Source organism: Roseibium sp. ROS1 (assembly GCF_054658215.1).
Window position 1 is genome coordinate 1 of the sequence record NZ_BAAGIG010000001.1, and the last position, 20647, is coordinate 20647.

Sequence of the window (20647 nt, forward strand, 5' to 3'; positions counted from 1 at the left end):
CGCGGGATGGAGCAGCCCGGTAGCTCGTCAGGCTCATAACCTGAAGGTCGCAGGTTCAAATCCTGCTCCCGCAACCAAATAAACAAAAGGCCGGCCAATAGGGCGGCCTTTTTTGTTGGATCACGCGCGGCAGGGATCTTGACATGACCCGGCCCCATCAAAAAGCGCTATGCCCGACGCACTGGCACAAAAAATCTAAAAGCCAAATACCAAAACAATATCAAACCCCGGCAGATATCCTGACCGGGGTTTTTTTGTGCCATTATGACAGGGGCTGGGCGAATGACCCACGCAGCGGGGCAGAAAACTCTCAAAGCCGGCGACAGGCCCAAATAAAAAGCTTGTTCACACCGACACCAACCTGACAGACCACTGAAACAAGAGCCACGACCGGTTAACCCAAAGACCTTCTAGAGACTTTGGGCTGTTTCCTCCATCGCCAGAAGGATGGTGGCCGGTTGGTTTGTCCTGTTTTCGAGAGCTCTTGGTTCATTTGAAGATAGAACGCAGGAATCCAGTGGTCCAAGGGTCACCACTTCATTTCCATTGGTGATGGTGACCTGGCCGGAAATGACCACATAGATCTTCTCTTGTGGGGACGCCTTGAGAGATGTGTGGCCTCCAGGAAGAAGATGGGACAGGCCTACCCACATTGAGTGCGTTGACGTTGCCTCCTTTCCCTGAAGACGAACGCACGCCATCGCGTAGTGTTCCGGCGCCTCATATTGCTGCGCGCTGTCAATGCGGGTTACCTGCATGTGCGTTTCCTTCTAAGGCTTGAGGATAACCCGCTCAGGCGTTGCACGCAGAACTGAAGCGTAGGCCTTGGCGGCGTCGTCAAATCCGTAGACGGTTTCCGGATTGATCGGGAAGGGCTTCAGAACACCGGCCTCGAACTTCGGCTTGAGCACGTCGAAGATCTTCGCGCCGTACACACTGTCGAGCGCCAATGTATCGATACCGATGAACTTGTGACGCCCGCGGAAAAACGTGAAGATGTCGAAGTCTACCGCCCTGTCGAACGTGGAGATGAAGACCTGACGCCCCTGTTTTGCAAGCGCCTTGTTGGCCATTTCGAAATAGGGGCTTCCGACGGTGTTGAAGACGATATCAGCGCCCCGCCCCCCGGTCTTTTCGCGAACCAGTTGAGCGACGTCCTGAGAAGAGCTGTCGAACATTTCGATGGGTTGCGCACTATGGCCGAGAAATTCCATGGGCTTGTATTCGACACCGAACACTGTTGCGCCTGCCATCGTCGCAAGCTGGATTGCAGCCTGTCCTACCTTGCCGTTGGCCCCGCAAACCAGGACATTGTCCCATGGCTGAACGCCGCCAGCTTCCCGCAGACCTTCAAAGGCGGTTATGAAGGGAACGCCGATCGAACCGGCTTCTTCCATGGTAAAATTGACCGGTTTTTCGCGGACTGCGGCCTGTGGCAAGGCCATATACTTGGCGTGAGAACCGTTTTGTGTGATGCCGAGTTCTCCGCCTCCTCCCCAGATTTCCTTGCCGATCAGATGTGCTGGTCCATCAACAACAACGCCTGCAAAATCGCGACCGGGAACTCTTGGCCAAACCGCATGCGGCATATGGCCGAGAGACGCCTTCACGTCTGAAGGATTTACACCAGCTGCCCTGATTTCAACCAGGACCTGACCCGGCCCGTGCTGAGGTATTGCCGGTTCGATCACGTCGATCAGAAGATTGTCCAGATCCGGCGACTTTTCCGTCACCCAAAGGGCCTTGCCGGTGACTGTCTTGCTTTGAACGTTCATGGCTCTTGTCCCCGTCCTTTTCACTTTGTTGCGGCGCGCTTACTGCTGGAGTCCAAGCATTTGCCTGGCTTCGCCTGCAGTGGCGATTTCGCCTCCCAGTTTCTCAATGAAGTCACGGGCTCTGGCGGTCAGTTCGCCATTGCCCTTTGTCCGTTTGCCCTTGCCGATATAGACGGTGTCCTCCATGCCAATGCGCACGTGGCCACCCAGCAGCCAGGCTTGCACCAGCATCGGAAAAGCCCATCGGCCGACACCAAAGCCGGTCCACACCGTGCCTGGCTGCAACATTCGGGAAGCCATGGACATGGCATCCGGAGTTGAAGGCAGGCCGTATCTCACGCCCGTTACAAGCGAACACATGGCGGGACCTTCGATACGTCCGGCCTTCAGAAAATCATTGGCCATCACGATGTCGCCGGTGTCGAACAATTCCAGTTCCGGTTTCACACCGCTGTCGCGGATGACTTCAGCCATCACGCGTACATTCCGGGGTGTGTTGATCACCACCTGTGCACCCGAGTTCATGGTGTTGAAATCCAGTGTGCAGATGTCCGGACGGATCCTTGCGATATGTTCCACCCGTTTTTCAGGGGGCAGGATCGTCGTTCCCGGGCCGGCGACCGAAGGATCGTCATCGGAGGGGACGAAACGGCCGCCTGGACCGGTCGTCAGGTTGAGGATCAGATCAGTGTTCTTCTGCCGGATCAGCCTGACAACGTCTTCATAAAGGCCGATCTCCATCGATGGCTTGGCCGTCTCCGGATTCCGCACGTGAATGTGGGCAATTGCGGCGCCGGCTTCGGCTGCCTCAAGGCATGCATCGGCAATCTCCTGAGGGGTTGCCGGCAGGTCAGGGTGCTGGTCTCGGGTGGTCAGGTTTCCTGTCACAGCGCAGGTGATGATGGTTTTATGCACCATGGTTCAAAGCCCCCGCCCGGCATCGACAACGATGCGCGTGCCCGTGGAGTGGGTGAGGTAGGCAACGGACGCAAAGATCGCCTTGCCGATATCCTCGGCTTCGACAACCTTTTGCAATGGGGTCGCTGCACCTGCCTTTTCGACCTGTTCCCGTGTTCTGCCTGGAACAAAATCCGTCGCAACCATTCCTGGAGACACTGAGAGGATCCGGACTTCCGGTCCAAGTGCCAGGCCAAGCGTATGGGTCATCGAATCGAGTGCTGCCTTTGCGCCGCAGTAGGCGATGGAAGAACCGAACCCCTTGAAGGCCGCGATCGAGGACACGTTGATGACGGCACCATCGCCGCTCGCCTTGAGCAGGGAGGCAAAGGCGCGAATGGACGCGAACACCCCCCGGAAATTGGAGGCGAAAACCTCATCGATGATGGTGTCCGTCAGTCCATCCAGATCCTTGTGAGCGACCGGCGTCGTGGTACCCGCCGAATTCACGAGAATGTCGACCCGCCCAACTCTGCTCGCGATTTCCTCCTTGAAGGCCTCAATGCTTGGCGTGTCGATGACATCGACTTTCAGCGCAAGATGGCCGTCGCCTTCGAGTGCCGTGACGACTGCCTGCGCCTTGTCTTCGCTGGAACGATATCCGACGACGACACGCGCGCCCGCCTCTGCGAACAGTTTGGCAGATGCTGCGCCTATTCCGCCGGAGCCGCCGATGACAACGGCGACTTTCCCTTTCAATGACTGGCTCAAGACACTTTCCCCTTGATCGGCGGTTCGGGGAAACGGGGTTCGCCTGGCTTCAGGATGAAGTCGTAGGTGCAGGTGTAGAAGGGGGCGGCAACGTCGGGATATTCGGCTGAAGGTGTTTCCCGGAGTTCCAGATCACCCGCGATCTGTTCCTTCGCACCGAACACAACGTCGTTCACCATCGCTTCGTCCGTATCGGCGAAAATCTGGGTGATGAGTGTCTTGTGTTCAGGGGCGGACACTATGAAATGGACATGCGCCGGACGCATGGGTGTCCGTTTCTGTGCCCTCAACAGATCTCCCGTAGTGGTGTGAACGGGGACCGGGTAACCGGCCGGTTTCACCGTGCGGATGAGGTAGTTGCCGTTTTCGTCCGAAACAAATTTGCCACGCAGATTGAAGTCAGCCTGGTCCTTGTCCTGGTTCTCGTAGAGTCCATCCGGGGATGCCTGCCAAACATCAAGCGTTGCCCCGGCAATGGGTTCACCATTCACGTCCAGTACACGGCCCTTCAGAACCAGCGGGTCTCCCGACGTGGTGGACCGTGCGATGGTGTCGCCAAACTCGCAGTCAGGTGCAGATCCCCGATAGAAGGGGCCAAGCAAGGCTGACATCGTCTCGCCCTGCATGCCGTCATTGTTGATGAGATCGATGAGTGTCGAGGCGCCGAGAACGTCGCAGATGAGCACCGCCTCGTTGTGGGCGTTGTCGGTCTGCTGGCCTATGGCATTGAGGATCTGCAGGCCTTTTTCGTATTCGGCTTCGGTCGGGCGAACCTCCCGCAGAAAGGCATGCAGGTGCCGGACGAGAGAGGTGATGATTTCCTTGAAACGCGGATCCGATGTCGCCTCCATGGCCGCCAGAACGGCAGGGGTGACATCCTCTTCCTTGCTGATCAGTCTTGTGGTCGTAACGTAGCTGTCCATGACGTTCCCTCAGGCGGACGCCGCTGTCGCATGTAAGGCCTGGTCGGCCCTGGCTGCTTTCAGGTGCGGGTATTTTTCGGTGAGCAAGGAGCCGTGGTAATAGGTGGCCCTGAAGGCGGGCTCCTTGCGAATGTTATCCAGCCATGCCGCGACCATGGGCTTGTCTGCCCAGGCATCACTCAGGTTGATGTCGTCCATGCGCACAATGACCGGCATGATGGCGATATCGGCATAGGTGAGGGTCTGTCCCATGATCCAGGGGCCACCTCCTTCCAGGAGCCACTGGTTCATTCGGTCCACGCCCCTGTCCAGGCGTCCCTGCGCCTCGTCCATGTCAGCCTTCGGAAAACCGGTGCGGCCCATTTTCATGAGAAACTCGCGGCGCAACGGCTTGCTGTCGCAAAGCGCCTGAAATTCTTCTGCGCTCATGGCCTGAAAATGCGGCAGGAAGGCAAGATTATAGGATGGTACGCGGATCGCCGGTGTCGGCACTTCATCGATGAAGCGCAACATCGCCCGCATCCTTGCACGCTCATGAGGAGCAGACGGTCGCATCGGGGATGTGTCCGGCAGTATGTCTTCCAGATACTCCATGATGACGGCGCTATCGGTCACGGGGACCCCGTCATGCACGAGGGTCGGAACCACGCCATTGGGATTGATCGCCAGATAATCCGGCTTGAGCTGGTCGCCACTGAAGAGGTCTAGCTTTCTTTCTTCAAATGCCTGTCCCTTTGCGTGAAGGGAGAAGCGCACACGCTGCGAGCAGGTGGATTGAGGCGCGTTGTAAAGTACGAAACCCATCGGTTGAGCCCTTTCTCTCAGTCCCAGTTCAGGAAGCGGGGCAGGCGGTGTTTCGCTGCCAGGGTCCCAACGATGCCGAGGGGAAAGAACATCAGCGCCAGCGCCATGATCAGGCCGGTTGCCAGGATGTTGAATTCCGAAGAGCCAAGAGTTGCGACGAAGATCTCGTTGAAGGCGACAATCAGGACTGCACCGATGACCGGGCCCGCGATCGTGCCCTTGCCGCCGAGAATGCACATCAGAACCATGTTCACGCTGACAAGAATGATCAGGAAGATGTTCGGACGGATGTAGGTGAGATATTCACCCCAGATAGCGCCTGCCATGCCGACAAAGGCTGCCGAGATGGCGAAGGCGAGCGTCTTGTAGGTGCGGGTATCGATCCCTGCGCTCTCGGCCTTGATCTCGTCCTTCGAAATGGCGCGCAGCCCGAGCCCGAATTTCGAGTGCTTGATCTTGTAGCTGATGAAGACGGTCAGCGCCGCCAGAATGACGAAGGCGTAGTAATACGGCAGCTTGGCCCATTCCACACTGAGGTCGTTGGCAGGTAGGGCGACACCATTGGCCCCACCGACAAAGTGCCAGTTGTCAAACAGGATGCGGGCAATCATCACCAGCGCCAGCGAGGAAATGATGAAGCTCGGGCCGCGCGTTTTGAGCGTGATACGACCGATCAGATAGCCGACAGCAGCGCAAACGAGGCCTGCCAGAGGTGCCGTCAAAAGCGTCGAAATGCCGAAGCGTGCCAGCAGCATTCCGGCAAAGTAGCCGCCAATGCAGAAGAAGACGTTGTGTCCCAGCGAGATGTAACCGGTGAAACCGCCAAGAATGTTCCAGCCCGATGCCATGACCGCATAGCAGGCCGTGAACAGGATGAGGTGGATCACATAGTTGAAGTTGCCGACAAATTGCAGTGCCGGAACCGCCAGCAAGAGGGCCAGAAGGACGATCGGAAACCAGGTGGCCCGTGTCCTGTCGGCGCGCCGTGCAAGCTTTTCGTTGTGCTCGGCCCGGGCCTGCAGAACGTTGGAAGTCTCGTTGAAAGCAAGGGACATTATGCAAGCTCCGGTTTTTCACCGAACAGCCCCTGGGGCCGAACGAGAAGGATGAGAAACAGGGCGAGAAAGAAGGTCATGGTCGACCATGTCGCTCCGACATAGGTGCCGACGAAGGCGGCAATCACGCTCAACAGGAAGGATGCGACGACCGTGCCGAGCAGTGAGCCCATGCCGCCGAGAACCACCAGGGACATGAGGACCGCGATCCACTCCCAGTGTTTTGCCGGAAAGAACGAGAAGACGAAGGAGACAAGGCAGCCAGCAGCCCCGGCGAGACCAATGCCGATTGCGAAGCTGACCAGGGCAACGCGGTTGACATTCACCCCCAGCAGTTCAGCCGCTTCGCGGTTCTGGGTGGTTGCGCGGATGGCGTAGCCGAAACTGGAATACTTCAGGAAAAGCGCCAGCACGGAAATGATGATCAGCGACAGAATGCCTGCATAAAGCTGGCCGGTCGGAATGAAGACATCACCGATAAAGATCGCATCGGTCGCGTAGTCCGGAGACGTCACACGCTGGGTGTTCGAGAAGAACCCTCCCAGTGCCCCTTCGACAACCATCGCGATTGCGAAGGTGAGCAGGACCGTCATTTCCGAATATTTGGCCGAGCGTGCTTCCCGTTCGAAAACCAACTTGTAAAGCAGCACACCTATGGCGGCCAGAATGACGATCGCCACGGGCAGCATCATCAAGGGGTCGATGCCATACAGCCGAAAACCCCAGTAGGCGACGTAAGCGCCGGCGATGATCAGCACCGGATGCGCCAGGTTTACGATGCGCATGACACCGAATACGAGACTGAGCCCGGATCCCATGAGGGCGAACACACCACCAAGAGCAAGGCCCAGAATGAGAGTTTGAATAATATCAGCCATGGTTGCCCTCCTCAGGCTGCCTTCTTGCCGCCGAGATAAAGGTCCTGTATCCGCGGGTCGCGCAGGACGTCGTCCGCAGGACCGGAAAACAGGGTGCGTCCCAGATCCAGAACGACGCCCTGGTCGGAATTCTTCAATCCCATCAAGGTGTTCTGCTCAACAAGAAGGATCGTGATGCCTTCTGCGGCCATCATCTTCATGATTGAAAACATTTCCTGGACGATCTTTGGCGCCAGTCCGAGCGACGGTTCATCCAGCATGACAATGTCCGGCTTCAGGATCATCGTGCGGGCCATGGCCAGGGTCTGTTGTTGACCTCCCGACATCGTGCCTGCGTGCTGGTCGCGGCGTTCCTTCAGGATCGGGAAGAGCTCCTCGATCTCGTCGATGCGTTTTTCCAGACCGGATTTGTCGCTCATGGAAAATCCGCCCATGCGCATGTTTTCCCGTACGGTCATTTTCGGGAACAGCGCGCGCTCCTGGGGAACGAAACAAATTCCCTTTCGAAGTACCTGGTCCGGGCGAAGGCCCTTCAGGCTTTCGCCCTTGTAGAGAACGTCGCCGTTGCGCACCTTGAGCATGCCGCAGATGGCCTTCAGCAAGGTGGACTTGCCGGCGCCGTTCGGACCGATGATGCAGTGGACCTTGCCGGGTTCGACACGAAGCTCGGCTCCGTCCAGAATTGCCGGGCCGTCGCCGTAACCGGCAGTCACATTGGAAACGTGGAGAAGTTCGCTCATCACGCAGCCTCCTCCAGGACGCCACCAAGATAGGCGTCGAGAACAGCAGGATTTTCGCGGACTTCTTCGGGCTTGCCATCAGCAATGACCTTGCCCTGTGCCATCACCACGATCTTGTGGGACAGGCGCATGATGAGGTCCATGTTGTGCTCCACGATGAGCACCGTCAGGCCCTGTTCGTTCAGCTTTTGTATGTGGCCGATGATTTCCTCAAGCAGCGTCGGATTGACCCCGCCAGCAGGTTCATCGAGCAGAATGATCTTGGGGTCGCTCATCAGGAGCGCTGCCAGATCCATCAGTTTCTTCTGGCCGTAGGACAGGTTGGAGCCGTCCTCGTAGGCGATCCGCGTAATGCCGAGGAAGTCGAGGATTTCCATCGCCTTTTCGACTTCTTCCGCACCAAGGGCGGGTTTGAAAAGATCCCGCCAGCCGCCGATCCTGGATTGGCAGATGACGTTTTCCAGAACCGTCATGTCCGCCAGGTTTCGGCTGATCTGGAACGTGCGGCTCAGGCCCATGCGGGTGATCTTGTGCGGCCGCAGATGTTCGATGCGTTGGCCCTCAAGAAGAACCTTGCCGGCCGAGGGTTCGGTTGTCCGGCTTATGCAGTTGAAGGCGGTGGTCTTGCCCGCGCCATTCGGGCCGATCAGGGCCGTGATGCTGCCTTTGGGAACGGTGAACGAACAGCCGTCGACTGCGCGGATCCCGCCAAAATGCTTGGACAGGTTATCTATTTCGAGCATGGGAACTCGCTTTGCGCTTGGAATGTCAGGAGAGCTTCCCGGGCGCCACGCGCCCGGGACCGGTTCGATCCGTCAGAACGAACCCTTCGGGTAGGTGAGGGCGCTGACGCCTTCAAACTCGTCCGTCGGATAGACAAACTGCAGTTCACCATCGTTCCACTGGGTCATCAGGAACGGCTTGTCTGCAGGCAGCCCCAGTTCATCCCAGTTGAACCGCCCGAGGATCGTGCGAACCGGCTCGTCCCTGGTGCGTTCCGACAACCATTTGCCCATGGCTTCATTGTCGGTTGAACCGGCACCGAGAATTGCCTGCTCGATGCCCTGGCAGACAGCGAAGGGAATGGCAGCGTCTTCATCGGGAACCGCTCCGAATTTTTCCTGATAGGAGGCGACGAAGTCGCTGTTGGAAAACGGTTCGCCGGCCAGTGTCGACTGAAACGGCGCATCCTTGTGCCAGGAGGTATGAACCAGGACGCCTTCTGCACTTGAGCCGGTGCCTTCCAGGTATTCAGCCTGTGTTCCCTGGCTGAAATAGACGAGTTTCGGCTCCGCCCGGACTGTCTTGAGTGCGCGTGTCAGCTGGACCGCCTCTTCCGCGGAAGCTGTCAGTCCGATGATCAGTTCCGCTCCGGAGCGTTTCACCTGATTGGCAAGGTTGAGCCAGTCGCTGAAACCTTCTTCCGGCCAACGCTCGGAAAAGACGACTTCGATGTTGTTTTCAGCAAGGTATCCCGGTGCGAGGTCGCGCACGAGTGAGCCGTCCGCCGGGTCCATGACCTTCTCGCCCATAAGGCCCGACCAGACACCGTTTGCGAAGAAGTCGTCCGCGGATATCACCGCCGCAGTCTTGGGTGTTTCACCCTCGGGGATCAGGTCCTTGATGATGCCTGCGAGGGAAGCGCCGACATATTCGGCGGCATTCGGCTGGAAATAGAAGATGTTCTTGTGACCCTGCGTATAGATGCGCAGGGCGCCACCGGCCGGCAACGGGTGAACCATGTTGTTCTTTGCCAGAATGCTGGCGACAGGGAAGGACAGACGCGAGGAAAAGGTTCCGTATACCGCCTCCACGCCGTCGACATTGATGAAGCGTTCGTACTGGTTGATGGCAGTTGCCGGGTCGGATCTGTTATCGGAAACAAGCAGCTCGACCTGGCGACCCATGATGCCGCCGCGCTCGTTAATGAGATCGACACACAGTTCATAGCCTTGCTGGTGTTTTTGTCCGGCAATCGAAAAACCACCGGTCAAGGGCAGGCTGGCGCCGATCTTGAGCGGATCAGCCGCCTGAGCCATTCCGGTATAGCCAGATGCAAGCATGCTGGCAGACACAAGAGCTGCCACCGTCCAATTAATGCGTTTCATCTTTTTCCTCCCTGAAGATGAGATCAGATCCTTTTCGGTAGATCTGCGGTGGAGCCCTCCCAAGCCCTTGCACCATACCGTAGCCATTCGTCGTGCCCCTTGCTCACGTTCGAGATCGGGGCGGCATTCACATCACCTCATGCATTTCAGCAATCGAACTTAATCGTGCAATCGATTGCACAGATATTCGCAATAATATGCGCGACGAAAATCGTCACGCTCTGATCCGGATGTGCCGGACAGGAAAAGTCTGACTCCCTCCCAAATCATCGATAGCGCCCGAAACACGTGTCGTGTTTCAGAGCGTTGGGCCGACGCCTCTCCCAAGGCTGACAGTCCCAAATCGAAGCACAGATCTTTCGCGCGTCCAACCCGTTTCGGGTTTGCCCTCGCCACAACGAACGAACCGCACGTACCGGTGCGGCGCCCATTTCAGGCAAGTCGCAGAACGCGAAATCCAAATCTCTGCAATCGATTGCATAATCGGTAACACGATCACAAACGAGGTGTCAACAGTTTTATGCAATCGATTGCGAAGAGGGTTCCATCCAGCTATATGGAGGGTGGGAGGACGCAAAGATGAGCCGACGGCCGACACTGAAGGATATTGCCCGGGAAACAGGTGTTCATGTTTCCACGGTTTCCCGTGCGCTTGATCCGCAAAAGCGCAGCTCGCTGACCGAAGAAATTGTCGTGAAGATCCGTCAAGCGGCCGACAGGCTGGGGTATCGGCCCAACCGGATTGCCTTCAGTTTGCGCAAGCAGAAGTCGATGACGGTCGGGGTGATGATCCCGGATATCACCAACATGATTTTCCCGCCGATCGTTCGCGGCATCGAAAGTGTGATGGAGCCGCTGGGTTATGCTTCCATCATCGTCAACACCGATGGTGACAGTGACCGGGAGCGCCGATTGACCGAGACGCTTCAGGAGCGCGGCGTGGACGGCATCATCCATACGGCTGTGTTGCGCAGCGATCCCAATATCGTGGAAGCGGCGCGCCAGGGTCTTCCGGTTGTCACGCTGAACCGAAAGGTCGAGGAAGCCGAGATCCCATATGTGATCAACGACGAGGAAGCCGGGATCCGCATGATTTTTGATCATCTTCATGATCATGGTCACCGGCGAATTGCGCATCTTGCCGGACCTCGGGACTTGTCGACCGGACTGCTGCGCCGTGAAGCGTTCTGCTCGGTTGCCCGGGACTACGGACTTTCAGCCGATGCACTTGTCATTGAGGAAGCCTGCCGTTTCGAGGAGGAGGAAGGCCGCCGTTGTGCGAAAGAGATATTGAGCCGGTCACCGGAAACAACCGCAATTCTGTGCGCCAATGACAGGCTGGCCCTCGGGGCCATGGATTATTGCGCCAGAAACGGGCATCCGTGTCCCGACAAGATTTCCATCACCGGCTTCAACGACATGCCGTTCCTGGATCTCATTCCGCCTGGCCTCACAACAGTGCGCATAGAACAGTTTGATGCAGGGGCCACCGCTGCCCGGCTGCTGGTTCAGATGATTGACGGCTGTGACGGCAAGGTTCCAAGGGAAACAGTTCTTCCGGTCAGCCTGAAATGCCGAAACAGCGTCCTTCGGATAGAAACCGACCATTAGAGAGCGCCTGACTTCTGCTGGCCGGGCGATTTTTGCGCAGCAACCTCAAGTGCGCCGTCATCCGGCCCTGGGGTGAAGAACAGTCACCCCAAAAGACTACCAACCAGGCACACCATTCCCTTGGGACGACACTCGTGACAGCGCCTGTCAGCTTCATTTTGGACGATCGGGGTGCTCTGATCGCGAGCCTGGTTTGCTTGAGCCCGCATTTCACTATTGGCTCCTTGCATTTAGTGTGCCCGATCGACGGGTTCAGAATGTGGTCGCTGAGCCGGATCGTTGATGTTCTTTCGGTTCTTTCGCATTCGTTGCCGGACCGTACAGCCGCGTAAACGTTCAGTGCCCGGCTAGTGGCACTCATTCATTCGTCTTTTCAGATACTTACGAAAGTGACCGATCCGGCAACCCGATGGTTGCTGGATCGTCCTGCTTCTTTCAAACGTCGGTTCGAGCCGTGGTTGGGCAGCCGCAGCTTCTGCTCTCGGCGACAGGGCCTCCCAAAAACACTGTAGTCAAGCGTCCCTTGAACAAATAAGTTCATAATGTGATTGTGATTATAATATTTGTTGAATATATATCCACAATATGAACTTTTTGAATTGAGTGTCCGGGCAGGGGGAGATGCATCAGTGTTAAAAGACAGGAGCCTTCTCTGCGAAAGCGTCCGTATTGGTGAAGGCAACTACGAAGCGGGTGTTGAGGGCCTTACCGTCACGAACCCGGCGACCAGCGCTTGCCTCGGTAATGTTCCCAACCTTGGGGGCACTGAAACAGAGTTGGCCATCAGACATGCCAAGGAGGCACAGGCCGATTGGGCCGCACAGCCTGCGAAGGCACGGGCCGAGGTGCTTCAGCGCTGGTTTGCGTTGATTGTCGAGAACGCTGACGATCTGGCGCGCATCATCACCCTGGAACAGGGCAAGCCTTTGAAAGAGGCGAAAGGGGAAGTCCTCTACGGTGCCTCCTATGTCGAATGGTATGCCGAGGAAGCGCGCCGCATATACGGCGAGACGATACCTGCGACGTCCCGGGACAAGCGCCTCCTGGTGGTCAGGCAGCCTGTTGGTGTGGTTGCGGCGATCACCCCCTGGAACTTTCCGAATGCGATGATCACAAGAAAGGTTGCACCGGCATTGGCTGCCGGGTGCGCAATCATCGTCAAACCCGCCGAGCAAACGCCTTTTTCAGCCCTTGCGCTGGCGACGCTCGCCGAGCGTGCAGGTGTTCCGCCTGGTCTCTTCACGGTTATCACGGGGGACGCGCGCAGGATTGGCGCAGCGATGACCTCCAGTCCCTTCGTGCGCAAGCTGTCCTTTACCGGCTCAACGGACGTCGGCAAGTTGCTGATGCGGCAGTGCGCCGACACCGTCAAGAAGATCTCGCTGGAACTCGGCGGCAATGCGCCTTTCATCGTCTTCGATGATGCCGATGTGGAAGCCGCCGTCGAAGGGGCTGTGGTGGCCAAATTCCGCAACAGCGGCCAGACCTGCGTTTGCGCCAATCGCATCTATGTGCAGTCCGGTGTTCACGACGCATTCGTTGCCGCTCTGGTGAAGCGGATGCGGACCATGAAGGTCGGCGATGGGCAGGCTGATGATACGGACCTTGGTCCGCTGATTGACGTTTCAGCCATAGACAAGGTCCAGGCGCATATCTCGGATGCCATTGCCAATGGTGCCAGGATTGAACTGGGCGGAACGCATCATTCCCTTGGTGGCACCTTCTTTCAGCCGACCGTTCTGACCGGTGTGCACCATGAGATGCGCATCGCACGTGAAGAGACCTTCGGGCCTGTGGCGCCAGTCTTCCGTTTCGACACGGAAGAAGAAGTGATCGCGCTTGCCAACGACAGCGAGTACGGGCTCGCAGCCTACTTCTTTACCCGCGACCTCGCGCGCAGTTGGCGGGTCGGCGAGCGTCTCGAGTACGGCATGGTCGGCATAAACACGGGCCTGATCTCCACTGCCGAAGCACCGTTCGGCGGCATCAAGCAATCCGGCCTGGGACGGGAGGGATCCCGCCTTGGCCTGGATGAATACCTGGAAGCCAAATACCTGTGTGTTGGCGGAATCGATGAAGGAAATTGACATGACGGCATATGAGCCAGCCATTGCAGCGTTTCGGGCAGAAGGTGCCCTGCGTTATGGTGTCCTGACAGGCGATGATCTGGTGGACGTGACCGACAATCTGGAAGCCCGGTTCAGCAATCTTCTGGACGTTGTTGCCGCCGGCGCCCTTCCGGATCTGGTCAAGGCCGGCGAGAGGCGTCCGGTGAGCTATCGGGCGTCAGATGTCGCCTTCCAGATTCCGATCGCCGCTCCCCAGAAGATCATCTGCGTCGGGGTGAACTACCCGGACAGGAACGCAGAGTACAAGGACGGCCAGGCACAACAGATGCGGCCCTCCCTTTTTCCGCGGTTTGCGAGCGGGTTCACCGGTCATGGCCAGCCACTGATCCGGCCACCGGAAAGCGATCAGCTGGACTATGAAGGCGAGATTGCGATCGTCATCGGAAAAGCCGGCCGTCGCATTCCGCGCGAGACGGCATTCGACCATATTGCCGCGATTACCCTTTGCAACGAGGGAACGATCCGCGATTGGACGCGCCATGCGAAATTCAACGTGACGCAGGGCAAGAACTGGGAAAGGACCGGCAGCATCGGCCCGGCTCTCGTCCCGCTGCATTCCCCGGCCCAATTGCAGGATGTTGCTCTTGTAACCCGCGTCAACGGTGAGGTTCGCCAGCAGGACCGGACGTCGAGAATGATTTTCGACTTCCCCTATATCGTCAATTACGTTTCGACATTTGCGCAGCTGATGCCTGGCGACATTCTGGTCTGTGGCACTCCGACAGGTGCCGGCGCAAGGATGGAGCCCCCTTGCTGGTTGAAGCCGGGTGATATTGTGGAAGTCGAAGCCGAAGGCATCGGCATCCTGCGCAACGGCATTGAGGACGAAAAATGCTGAGTGCCGCGCAGGTGCAGGACGTGGCGGCCGAACTTCTGGAAGCGGAAGCGACCCGGCAACAGACTGGCCTTCTCAGCGTGCGTTACCCGGACATCTCGCTGGATGATGCCTATGCCATACAGGGGGCGCAACTTGCGACCAAACTGGCAGCCGGGCGGCGCATCCTGGGGTGGAAAATCGGCCTGACATCCAAGGTCATGCAGAACGCACTCGGTATCGATACGCCGGATTCGGGCGTGCTTTATGACGACATGCTGTTCCCGGATGGCGGTCAGGTGCCACGCGGCCGATTTATCGAACCGCGCGTGGAAGCCGAGATAGCGTTTGTGATGAAGGCGCCAATCGATGGCAACGTGTCCCGTGAAGATGTGATCGCGGCGACGGATTATGTCAGCCCTGCGCTTGAAATCCTGGACACCCGCATCTTGCGTGCTGATCCGGAGACGGGAACGCGCCGGCGCATCTTCGACACCGTGGCGGACAATGCCGCCAATGCGGGCGTGGTTCTGGGAGCTCAACGGCATGACCCCGGCGAAGTGGATCTTCGCTGGGTTGGGGCTATCGTCGAACAGGATGGTGAGGTCACAGCCACCGGTCTTGGTGCGGCTGTCTTGAACGACCCCGTGATGGGGCTCGTCTGGCTTGCCCGGCGGATGGCCAGCTACGGCCACCGCATCGAACCCGGCCAGATCGTCCTGACGGGATCGTTTATCGGCCCCATCGAATGTCCACCCGGCACGGCGATCCGGGCCGACTTCGGACCGTTTGGCGCCGTCTCCACCAGATTTGCGTGAGCGTGATGACCTTAGCGAAAAACCTCTTCAAGGCGCGGCTTGCAAAGCCGGAGACCCAGATTGGCCTTTGGATGGCGCTGGCACATCCCGGCGCCGCGGAAATTTGCGCAGGAGCCGGGTTCGACTGGCTCGTCATCGATGCCGAACACGGGCCGAACGGGCTTGCCGAAATCATGGCGCAGCTGCGGGTTCTCTCCGGCAGCAGCCATCCGGTGGTTCGCGTCCGTGAGAATGACCGTGCCCTGATCAAGCAGATGCTGGATATCGGGGCGCAGACAATTCTGGTGCCGATGATCGAAACGGCAGCGGAGGCGCAGGAAGCCGTGGGCTCGGTCCGTTATCCGCCGGAGGGGGCGCGCGGTGTCGGCGCGGCCCTGGCAAGGGCATCGGACTATGGTCGCATAACCGACTATCTGCACACGGCAAACAAGCAGGTGTGTCTGCTTGTCCAGGTCGAAAGCTGCAAGGGCATCGATGCGCTGGACGAGATACTTGCCGTTGAAGGTGTCGATGGCGTCTTTGTCGGGCCAGCGGATCTGGCCGCGGACATGGGCTATGTCGGCAAGCCCGAAGCGGCTCCTGTGCAAGCGGTCGTGGTTGAGGCCCTTTCGCGGATCAGGGCCGCGGGAAAGCCTGCCGGTATCCTGACGTCCAACCGTGAACTTGCGCAACGTTATGCGCTCATGGGTGTCGAGTTTCTGGCCGTTGGGGCTGATATTGGTGTCTTTGCCCGCGGTCTTGCGGAGTTGAGGCAGGCGTTTCCCTGATCATTTCCCGGTTACGGCCGGGCGTGTCCATATTATGAACAGGCGGGCCCGTTGCGCGAAAGCGCGGCGGGCCTTTGTTTTTGGCTGTTTTCTGCGGCTGGGGCGGCTCGAAATCATCGGGAAATAACTTATTGACTTTGAAAAAAGCCATAATATGATCTTTATCAAATAAAGAGTTCAAAAAATGATCATATTATGATCAGTCAAAAATGAGAGGTTTATAATGACGACACTTTCGGCAGGCGCACGGTTCCGGCAGGCCTTGAAGGAAGAAAATCCGCTTCAGGTCATGGGGTCGATCAACGCCTACACGGCGATGATGGCAGAGCGCGTGGGCTACAAGGCTCTTTATCTTGCCGGTGCAGGCGTCGCGAACGCATCTTATGGGCTTCCCGATCTCGGCATCACGAACCTGAGTGACGTGCTGACGGATCTCCGCCGCGTTACGGATGCAAGCAGTCTGCCGGTCCTGGTTGATGTCGATACCGGCTTCGGCGGTGCCTTCACCATCGCGCGCCTTGTGCGCGGCCTGATCAAGGACGGCGCCGGTGCCATGCACATGGAAGATCAGGTCCAGCTCAAGCGGTGCGGTCACCGTCCGGGCAAGGAGATCGTTTCCAAGCAGGAGATGGTTGACCGCGTCAAGGCGGCCGTGGATGCAAAGACCGACGATCAGTTCTTCATTGTTGCCCGCACGGATGCGCTGGCCATCGAGGGCCTGAACGGTGCGATCGACCGGGCCTGTGCCTACGTCGAGGCTGGCGCCGACATGATCTTCGCAGAAGCCTGCACGGAGTTGTCCCAGTACAAGGCTTTCGTCGATGCGCTCGACACGCCGTATCCGGTTCTTGCCAACATTACCGAGTTTTCCAAGACGCCGAACTTCACTCTGGACGAGCTGCGCGGCGTCGGTGTTTCAGCGGCGCTCTACCCCTTGTCTGCGAATCGCGCAATGAACGCGGCAGCCCTGAAGGTTTACAAGCATATTCGTGAGGTCGGATCGGCGACCGGTGTGCTGGATATCATGCAGAAGCGCGAGGAACTCTACGACTTCCTGAACTACCACGACTACGAAAGGAAGATCGACGAGTTGTTCCAAAGTCGGAAGTAATTGAGCAAAGGGAGGAAAGAATGCTCACCAAGAGAACTTTGTTGTCAATCGCAGCGGGCGCCTTGGCGCTCACAGTGGCGGCTCCGGTTATCGCGCAGGACGCGTTTCCGGAGAAGCCGGTCCGCCTGATTGTGCCGTATTCGCCTGGAGGGGGGACAGACACTACGGCCCGGATTGTTGCCGACAACATGAAGGAGTATCTGGGGCAGCCTGTTGTCGTCGAAAACCGCCCGGGTGCGTCCGGAACGGTCGGCACGCTTCTGGCGAAACAGGCAGAGGCTGACGGGTATACCATTCTGTTCGGTATCCAGGCGACGCTTGCGCTCAACCCGTCGCTTTTCAAGTCGGCGACCTACAACTCGAAAGAAGACTTCTCGGGGATCGCGGTGATCTCCGAGTCGCCCTATGTGGTCACGGTGCCGGGGGATTCCGAAATCTCCGACTATGAAGGCTTTGCCGCGGCCGCCACGGAAAACCTGACCATGGCAAACGGAGGCAGCGCGGCGCTTCTGGCGGCGCGTTTGCTGGCCCGGCAGGCGGATCTCAGCTTCACCAATATTCCCTATTCAGGTTCCGGAGATGCAATTTCCGATATCCTGGCCGGCCGTGTGAATGCGATGATCAGCAGTCCTGTTTCGGTCCTGCCACATGTTGAGAGCGGTGCCCTGAAGCCGATCCTCGTCACGAGCACGGACCGTTACGCCGCGCTGCCCGACACGCCAACGGCAGACGAACTCGGCTTCGACGGTTTCAACGTGGTTGGGTGGTACAGTGTCGTTGCTCCGGCTGGTGTCCCCCAGGAGCGTCTGGACGTTCTGAGCGATGCCTTCAACAAGACCATTGCCAATCCGGACGTGCAGGCGAAACTCGAAAGCATCGGTGTAACGCCGTCCCGGCGTGGCCTGGATTCTGCGGCGACGACAGAATTCATCGCCTCCGAGGTCGACCTGTGGGGCCAGGAAATCAAGGACGCCGGCATCGAGCCGAAGTGACCTTTCCCTGAACTTCCATTTCGCAACAATTGAACCTACCGGGCGAGCTTCGGCTCGCCCTTTCAAGGATGGAACCATGCCGCACGCCTGGATCGAATATTCCGGTAATATTGCAGATCAGACCGAGGTCGAAACTTTCGGTCGCTGTGTCCACGCCGCCATGACGGAAGCCGGTATCTTCCCGATCGCGGGTATCCGCATCCGCATCACCCGCATTGACGATTGCCTGGTCGGTGACATGAACCCGGACAACGGGTTCGTCCACTTGTCCCTTCGCATCGGTGAAGGCAGGGATGCGCAGACCAAACAGGAGGCGGCAGACTTGATCTTTGATCGGACTTCGTCGCATCTGAAGCCTCTCGCTGACCGTGCCCGGCTTGCATACGCAATGGAAATGCAAGAGATCCCGAGTGCTTACAGTTACAAGATGAACAATTTGCACAAACACTTGAAAGCCAGCTGACGGTTTTCTGGAGGATGGGATGAAGGCTCTCTTCAAGGCACAGGACGGGCTGCTGGTCGCGCTCGCAGGTGCAGTTTTCCTCTACGCTTCCCGCGATCTCGACATGGGCGTGCCGCGCAACATGGGGCCGGGAATGTTCCCGGTCGTCTTGAGTGCCTTGACGATTGTCTTCGGATTGCTGATCGCGGTCGTCAACGTCGTTCGTGACGTCACCCTTCCAAGGCAATTCCCCTGGCTCGGCCTCTGCGGGGTCGTTGCTTCCATCGCACTCTACGCTTTGCTGATCGAACGGCTCGGCATCGCACTCACCACCTTGTGTGCGATTTCGGTTCTGGCGCTCGTCATTCCGCGCATGAAATGGCTGGAAACGGTGCTGCTCTCCATCGGCGTTTCTGCCTTCCTGTGGCTCACATTCGTTTTGGGCCTCGGCATGCCTCTCAGGCTTTTCCCCGGGTTCTGATCATGATGGATTTCCTCTCAGGGTTTACGGTCGCACTGCATCCGGTAAATCTCTTTTATTGTTTCGCAGGTGTTCTGCTGGGCAATATCGTCGGTGTTCTTCCAGGTATCGGCGCGATCGCGGCGATCTCGATCCTGCTGCCGGTCACCTTCTATCTGGAGCCGACGACCGCGGTCATCATGCTGGCCGGTGTCTATTACGGAGCCGAATATGGTGGCTCCATCGCATCGATCCTTCTCAATCTGCCGGGCACGGCTTCCAATGCGATCACAACGCTGGACGGTTACCCGATGGCGAAAAGGGGCGAGGCTGGTCTTGCCCTGCTGACAGCGCAGATCTCCTCGCTGAGTGGCGGCACTTTCGGCATTCTGGCCATGGTTTTCCTGTCGCCGTTGATCGTGAAGTTCTCGCTCTCCTTCGGACCGGCTGAGTATTTCGCGACCTTGCTGCTGGGGCTCGTTGCCGGATCGGTTGCAGTGGGCGGCTCGGCGCTCAAGGGCGTTGCGATGGTCTTCATCGGCATGCTGCTGGGCAGCATCGGCCTTGATCTCAACAGCGGCGTTGCCCGGTTCGACATGGGCTATGCAAACCTTCTCGACGGGCTGTCGATCGTCGCCGTTGCCATGGGGCTGTTCGGCATCCCGGAGGTCATCAACAAGCTGAGGGATGATCAGGGCGACAGGAAACCGATCGCCATTTCCGCCCGCTCCATGTTTCTCGCTTTCGGCAAACTCAAGAGCATCAAGTTCTCGATCCTTCGCGGAGCCTCCGTTGGTGGCATCCTGGGGCCCTTGCCCGGTGCAGGACCCACGATTTCCTCTTTCCTGGCCTATTCGCTGGAACGGTCCGTGGGTGGCAAGAAGGAAGAATTCGGCACTGGACGGATCAACGGGATCGCCGCACCTGAGGCAGCCAACAACGCTGCCGCCCAGACGGCCTTCATTCCGACCATGACGCTCGGTATTCCCGGAACGCCGACAATGGCGATCATCCTGGGTGCCTTAATGATCCATGGCATCGCACCCGGACCACAACTGGTGGTCGATCACCCGGATCTGTTCTGGGGCCTGGTCGCCAGCTTCTGGATTGGCAACGTGTTGCTGCTGGTGTTGAACGTACCGCTGATCGGGGTCTGGGCACGACTGGTTGCCGTGCCGAGACGGTTCCTGTTTCCCGTGATCATTGCACTGATCTGCACTGGCGTCTTCGGCGTGGCAAATTCCACCTTCGACGTCTGGGCTGTGTTGTTGATGGGGGTTATCGGGGCGATCCTGCGATTTTACGACTATTCCCCCGCACCGCTGCTCATCGGGTTCGTTCTGGGGCCGATGCTCGAGGAGCACCTGCGCCGCGCCTTGATGATTTCAGGAGGAGACTTCGGTTATCTTCTCGGATCCAGCACGGCCATCGCGATCCACTGCATCACGATCCTGATCATCGTGCTGCCGCTGCTCAACCTGCTCTGGTCGCGGATCAAGCGTAATAACGAAAATCCCGTTGCCGATTAACAGCCTCGGTCAATCGGAAGGCG

21 protein-coding genes and 1 tRNA gene are annotated in these 20647 nt (G+C 58.2%); 11 read left to right on the forward strand and 11 right to left on the reverse strand.

Annotated elements, in window-relative coordinates; all coding sequences use genetic code 11:
• Positions 1–77 (forward strand) — tRNA-Met (locus tag ACYQ6M_RS00005).
• A gap of 333 nt (positions 78–410) precedes the next feature.
• Here ACYQ6M_RS00005 and ACYQ6M_RS00010 read toward each other — a convergent pair.
• From ACYQ6M_RS00010 to ACYQ6M_RS00060, 11 genes are all read right to left on the reverse strand, one after another.
• Entirely contained in the window at positions 411–758 is a 348-nt protein-coding gene (locus ACYQ6M_RS00010) for a cupin domain-containing protein (RefSeq protein WP_460071428.1), read from the reverse strand.
• Positions 759–770: 12 nt separating this feature from the next.
• Positions 771–1775 carry a quinone oxidoreductase family protein gene (locus ACYQ6M_RS00015; RefSeq protein ID WP_460071430.1) on the reverse strand — a complete coding sequence of 335 codons (1005 nt, stop codon included), beginning with the start codon at positions 1773–1775 and terminating at the stop codon, positions 771–773.
• A 39-nt stretch (positions 1776–1814) separates the two neighbouring features.
• Complete coding sequence (locus ACYQ6M_RS00020; RefSeq protein ID WP_460071432.1) at positions 1815–2693, reverse strand: beta-keto acid cleavage family enzyme; 879 nt, start codon at positions 2691–2693, stop codon at positions 1815–1817.
• 3 nt (positions 2694–2696) lie between these two features.
• Positions 2697–3443: an SDR family NAD(P)-dependent oxidoreductase gene (locus ACYQ6M_RS00025; protein WP_460071434.1), complete on the reverse strand. Its 747-nt coding sequence runs from the start codon at positions 3441–3443 to the stop codon at positions 2697–2699.
• Positions 3440–4366, reverse strand: coding sequence for a dioxygenase family protein (locus ACYQ6M_RS00030; RefSeq protein ID WP_055661117.1), 927 nt, complete (start codon positions 4364–4366; stop codon positions 3440–3442). The genes ACYQ6M_RS00025 and ACYQ6M_RS00030 overlap by 4 nt, the downstream gene beginning before the upstream one ends.
• A gap of 9 nt (positions 4367–4375) precedes the next feature.
• Positions 4376–5170 (reverse strand): glutathione S-transferase family protein, encoded by a 795-nt coding sequence (locus ACYQ6M_RS00035; RefSeq protein ID WP_460071436.1) that lies wholly within the window; start codon positions 5168–5170, stop codon positions 4376–4378.
• Between the two features lie 17 nt (positions 5171–5187).
• Positions 5188–6225, reverse strand: a complete 1038-nt coding sequence (locus ACYQ6M_RS00040) for a branched-chain amino acid ABC transporter permease (RefSeq protein WP_168685496.1) — start codon at positions 6223–6225, stop codon at positions 5188–5190.
• Entirely contained in the window at positions 6225–7103 is an 879-nt protein-coding gene (locus tag ACYQ6M_RS00045) for a branched-chain amino acid ABC transporter permease (RefSeq protein ID WP_055661120.1), read from the reverse strand. Before ACYQ6M_RS00045 ends, ACYQ6M_RS00040 begins: the two co-directional genes overlap by 1 nt.
• 11 nt (positions 7104–7114) lie before the next feature.
• On the reverse strand, positions 7115–7843 hold the full coding sequence (locus tag ACYQ6M_RS00050) for an ABC transporter ATP-binding protein (RefSeq protein ID WP_460071439.1): 729 nt from the start codon (positions 7841–7843) through the stop codon (positions 7115–7117).
• The gene (locus tag ACYQ6M_RS00055; RefSeq protein WP_023003760.1) at positions 7843–8586 is read right to left on the reverse strand and encodes an ABC transporter ATP-binding protein; all 744 of its coding nucleotides are present in this window, start codon (positions 8584–8586) and stop codon (positions 7843–7845) included. The genes ACYQ6M_RS00050 and ACYQ6M_RS00055 overlap by 1 nt, the downstream gene beginning before the upstream one ends.
• 72 nt (positions 8587–8658) lie before the next feature.
• On the reverse strand, positions 8659–9951 hold the full coding sequence (locus tag ACYQ6M_RS00060; protein ID WP_023003759.1) for an amino acid ABC transporter substrate-binding protein: 1293 nt from the start codon (positions 9949–9951) through the stop codon (positions 8659–8661).
• Positions 9952–10530: 579 nt separating this feature from the next.
• Here ACYQ6M_RS00060 and ACYQ6M_RS00065 point away from each other — a divergent pair.
• The 10 genes from ACYQ6M_RS00065 to ACYQ6M_RS00110 all read left to right on the forward strand — a co-directional run bounded on the left by ACYQ6M_RS00065 (position 10531) and on the right by ACYQ6M_RS00110 (position 20624).
• Positions 10531–11562, forward strand: a complete 1032-nt coding sequence (locus ACYQ6M_RS00065) for a LacI family DNA-binding transcriptional regulator (protein WP_023003758.1) — start codon at positions 10531–10533, stop codon at positions 11560–11562.
• Between the two features lie 629 nt (positions 11563–12191).
• The gene (locus tag ACYQ6M_RS00070) at positions 12192–13649 is read left to right on the forward strand and encodes an NAD-dependent succinate-semialdehyde dehydrogenase (protein ID WP_460071442.1); all 1458 of its coding nucleotides are present in this window, start codon (positions 12192–12194) and stop codon (positions 13647–13649) included.
• Between the two features lies 1 nt (position 13650).
• Positions 13651–14529 (forward strand): fumarylacetoacetate hydrolase family protein, encoded by an 879-nt coding sequence (locus ACYQ6M_RS00075; RefSeq protein ID WP_152505458.1) that lies wholly within the window; start codon positions 13651–13653, stop codon positions 14527–14529.
• Positions 14523–15323, forward strand: a complete 801-nt coding sequence (hpaH, locus tag ACYQ6M_RS00080; protein ID WP_206909202.1) for a 2-oxo-hept-4-ene-1,7-dioate hydratase — start codon at positions 14523–14525, stop codon at positions 15321–15323. Before ACYQ6M_RS00075 ends, hpaH begins: the two co-directional genes overlap by 7 nt.
• 5 nt (positions 15324–15328) lie before the next feature.
• Positions 15329–16090 carry an aldolase/citrate lyase family protein gene (locus tag ACYQ6M_RS00085; RefSeq protein WP_460071446.1) on the forward strand — a complete coding sequence of 254 codons (762 nt, stop codon included), beginning with the start codon at positions 15329–15331 and terminating at the stop codon, positions 16088–16090.
• 223 nt (positions 16091–16313) lie between these two features.
• Positions 16314–17201 (forward strand): methylisocitrate lyase, encoded by an 888-nt coding sequence (prpB, locus tag ACYQ6M_RS00090; protein WP_460071448.1) that lies wholly within the window; start codon positions 16314–16316, stop codon positions 17199–17201.
• A 20-nt stretch (positions 17202–17221) separates the two neighbouring features.
• Positions 17222–18193 carry a Bug family tripartite tricarboxylate transporter substrate binding protein gene (locus ACYQ6M_RS00095; RefSeq protein ID WP_023003742.1) on the forward strand — a complete coding sequence of 324 codons (972 nt, stop codon included), beginning with the start codon at positions 17222–17224 and terminating at the stop codon, positions 18191–18193.
• A 76-nt stretch (positions 18194–18269) separates the two neighbouring features.
• On the forward strand, positions 18270–18656 hold the full coding sequence (locus ACYQ6M_RS00100; RefSeq protein WP_023003740.1) for a 5-carboxymethyl-2-hydroxymuconate Delta-isomerase: 387 nt from the start codon (positions 18270–18272) through the stop codon (positions 18654–18656).
• 19 nt (positions 18657–18675) lie between these two features.
• Positions 18676–19116 (forward strand): tripartite tricarboxylate transporter TctB family protein, encoded by a 441-nt coding sequence (locus ACYQ6M_RS00105; RefSeq protein WP_460071451.1) that lies wholly within the window; start codon positions 18676–18678, stop codon positions 19114–19116.
• Positions 19117–19118: 2 nt separating this feature from the next.
• Complete coding sequence (locus ACYQ6M_RS00110; RefSeq protein ID WP_460071453.1) at positions 19119–20624, forward strand: tripartite tricarboxylate transporter permease; 1506 nt, start codon at positions 19119–19121, stop codon at positions 20622–20624.
• Positions 20625–20647: the final 23 nt, after the last annotated feature.

Excerpts from the sequence above, each read along its gene's own strand:
- ACYQ6M_RS00085 (WP_460071446.1), top strand. The coding sequence starts at position 15,329 with ATGACCTTAGCGAAAAACCTCTTCAAGGCGCGGCTTGCAAAGCCGGAG.
- ACYQ6M_RS00040 (WP_168685496.1), bottom strand. The coding sequence starts at position 6,225 with ATGTCCCTTGCTTTCAACGAGACTTCCAACGTTCTGCAGGCCCGGGCC.
- ACYQ6M_RS00100 (WP_023003740.1), top strand. The coding sequence starts at position 18,270 with ATGCCGCACGCCTGGATCGAATATTCCGGTAATATTGCAGATCAGACC.
- ACYQ6M_RS00035 (WP_460071436.1), bottom strand. The coding sequence starts at position 5,170 with ATGGGTTTCGTACTTTACAACGCGCCTCAATCCACCTGCTCGCAGCGT.
- ACYQ6M_RS00060 (WP_023003759.1), bottom strand. The coding sequence starts at position 9,951 with ATGAAACGCATTAATTGGACGGTGGCAGCTCTTGTGTCTGCCAGCATG.
- ACYQ6M_RS00050 (WP_460071439.1), bottom strand. The coding sequence starts at position 7,843 with ATGAGCGAACTTCTCCACGTTTCCAATGTGACTGCCGGTTACGGCGAC.
- ACYQ6M_RS00105 (WP_460071451.1), top strand. The coding sequence starts at position 18,676 with ATGAAGGCTCTCTTCAAGGCACAGGACGGGCTGCTGGTCGCGCTCGCA.
- prpB (WP_460071448.1), top strand. The coding sequence starts at position 16,314 with ATGACGACACTTTCGGCAGGCGCACGGTTCCGGCAGGCCTTGAAGGAA.
- ACYQ6M_RS00095 (WP_023003742.1), top strand. The coding sequence starts at position 17,222 with ATGCTCACCAAGAGAACTTTGTTGTCAATCGCAGCGGGCGCCTTGGCG.
- ACYQ6M_RS00045 (WP_055661120.1), bottom strand. The coding sequence starts at position 7,103 with ATGGCTGATATTATTCAAACTCTCATTCTGGGCCTTGCTCTTGGTGGT.
- ACYQ6M_RS00030 (WP_055661117.1), bottom strand. The coding sequence starts at position 4,366 with ATGGACAGCTACGTTACGACCACAAGACTGATCAGCAAGGAAGAGGAT.
- ACYQ6M_RS00065 (WP_023003758.1), top strand. The coding sequence starts at position 10,531 with ATGAGCCGACGGCCGACACTGAAGGATATTGCCCGGGAAACAGGTGTT.
- ACYQ6M_RS00020 (WP_460071432.1), bottom strand. The coding sequence starts at position 2,693 with ATGGTGCATAAAACCATCATCACCTGCGCTGTGACAGGAAACCTGACC.
- ACYQ6M_RS00055 (WP_023003760.1), bottom strand. The coding sequence starts at position 8,586 with ATGCTCGAAATAGATAACCTGTCCAAGCATTTTGGCGGGATCCGCGCA.
- ACYQ6M_RS00010 (WP_460071428.1), bottom strand. The coding sequence starts at position 758 with ATGCAGGTAACCCGCATTGACAGCGCGCAGCAATATGAGGCGCCGGAA.
- hpaH (WP_206909202.1), top strand. The coding sequence starts at position 14,523 with ATGCTGAGTGCCGCGCAGGTGCAGGACGTGGCGGCCGAACTTCTGGAA.
- ACYQ6M_RS00015 (WP_460071430.1), bottom strand. The coding sequence starts at position 1,775 with ATGAACGTTCAAAGCAAGACAGTCACCGGCAAGGCCCTTTGGGTGACG.
- ACYQ6M_RS00110 (WP_460071453.1), top strand. The coding sequence starts at position 19,119 with ATGATGGATTTCCTCTCAGGGTTTACGGTCGCACTGCATCCGGTAAAT.
- ACYQ6M_RS00075 (WP_152505458.1), top strand. The coding sequence starts at position 13,651 with ATGACGGCATATGAGCCAGCCATTGCAGCGTTTCGGGCAGAAGGTGCC.